This window comes from Prosthecobacter sp. (genome assembly GCF_049294395.1).
Classification (GTDB): domain Bacteria; phylum Verrucomicrobiota; class Verrucomicrobiia; order Verrucomicrobiales; family Verrucomicrobiaceae; genus Prosthecobacter.
This window is the reverse complement of sequence record NZ_JBAQCR010000454.1, coordinates 1-1,669: the sequence shown is the minus strand read 5'-3', so window position 1 is coordinate 1,669 and position 1,669 is coordinate 1. Positions and strand designations below refer to the sequence as shown.

Genomic DNA, 1,669 nt, shown 5'->3' with positions numbered 1-1,669 from the left:
TATAGAAAGGTTCAATAAATAAGAAATCAAACAACAATACCCCTGTCAATGCAGTAAAAAATGAGTATGAAACTCCATAACGTACTGCGGTGAAGAGGGTTAAAAGAAGATAAATGAGAGTAATGTTGACTATCCCAAGAATATCTTTGGCAACAAATGAAAATCCGGTAATCCCTGCCAATAGTGCTATACAAACCAGATAGTGTTTAACATTTGTCGGTGTTTGATCAAAAGGTTTGATCTGCTCCCAAAAAGTAGAATGTTTTTTCTCAAAAGGGACGATATCGATTGTACACTGAGGTTTTCTATCCATCACGCTTTTGGTCAGATTTAGAAACAGCAGTCCTAAAAAACGGCTTTTCGGACGCGTCATTACCAGTTCGGTTACACCGTACTCTTCAATCGCTTCAATAACCGCATCGGTTTTGTCTCCGGATATTTTTGAAATAACATTTGCTCCAAGCCGTTCAGCCAGTTTGAGATGTTTTCGTATCTGTTCACTTTTACGGGTATTGCCATGCACTTCGGAAGTAATCTGCAATGCGATAAATTCCGCTCTAAGAGAATCGCTGAGCCGTTTGGCATAGCGAACCGCATCCATCGACTCTTCATGATGATCTATGCAGACCATGACCGTATTGGTCTGCGTCTTTCTGCCATCGCGTTTGGAAACTGAATATTCATTAAGTTCATCGCTCACTTTAAGTGCCGCTTTGCGTAGTGTCAGTTCGCGCAATTTGCTGATATTTTGTTCAGTGAAGAAATTATTAAGAGCTGATTCAACACGATTTTGGGGATAGATCTTGCCGTTTTTGAGCCGTTCTATTAACTCATCGGGGGGAGTATCTATAAGTCGAAAACTGTCTACCCTTTCCAATATGCTATCAGGCACAGTTTCGACTACTCGGACATTCGTCAACGAATAGACAATGTCGTTAAGACTCTCAATATGCTGGATATTCATTGTTGCAATGACATCTATACCGTGTGATAGAATTTCGAGAACATCCTGATAACGCTTTTCGTATTTGGAGCCTTGTGTGTTAGTGTGAGCGAGTTCGTCAATCAACACCACTTCGGGATCGCGTTTGAGGATTGCATCGATATCTACTTCGCTAAATTCCGCTCCGCCGTAACGGATCTTTTTGGTGGGAGTAATCTCCAGTCCCTCGGCCAACGATTCGGTTTCCACACGCCCATGCGCCTCAAGATATCCGATAACGACATCGATACCGCTTTGTTGAAGTTGACGCCCCTTGGAGAGCATAGCGTAAGTTTTACCGACTCCTGCCGTAGCGCCGAGATAGAGAATAAAATTCCCTTCCTCAGCTTTTTGTACCTGTTCGAGAAGCCTTTCGGCCTTAGATTTTAACTTTTCCAAATTCTCTGTCTAATGTTAAATTGAGATTGACGACATTTATTTTCTCTTTCCCTATAATACCAAAATAGGGCTGTTGAGTGCTTTTACGAATGACATCAATTACCTTATTCTCTTCAATACCTCTAACTTCTGCCACCCTTTTTGCTTGTATTGTTGCATTCGCAATACTAATATGTGGATCGAGTCCGCTGCCGCTTGTTGTAACTGCATCCATCGGCACTTTTTGTGAGGTACTCAGACTATTTTCGGTGCGATACGCTTCAACCCGTTCTTTAATCGCATCATGGA

Annotated in this window: 2 protein-coding genes; both read right to left on the bottom strand. The window is 41.9% G+C overall.

Annotated elements, in window-relative coordinates; translation table 11 throughout:
• On the bottom strand, positions 1-1,381 hold a 1,381-nt coding region (locus WAW39_RS30850), incomplete at its 3' end, for a DUF4118 domain-containing protein (protein ID WP_422323730.1).
• Positions 1,362-1,669, bottom strand: a 308-nt coding sequence (locus WAW39_RS30845) for a potassium-transporting ATPase subunit C (protein ID WP_422323728.1), incomplete at its 5' end; no start/stop codon positions are given. The genes WAW39_RS30850 and WAW39_RS30845, both read right to left, overlap by 20 nt.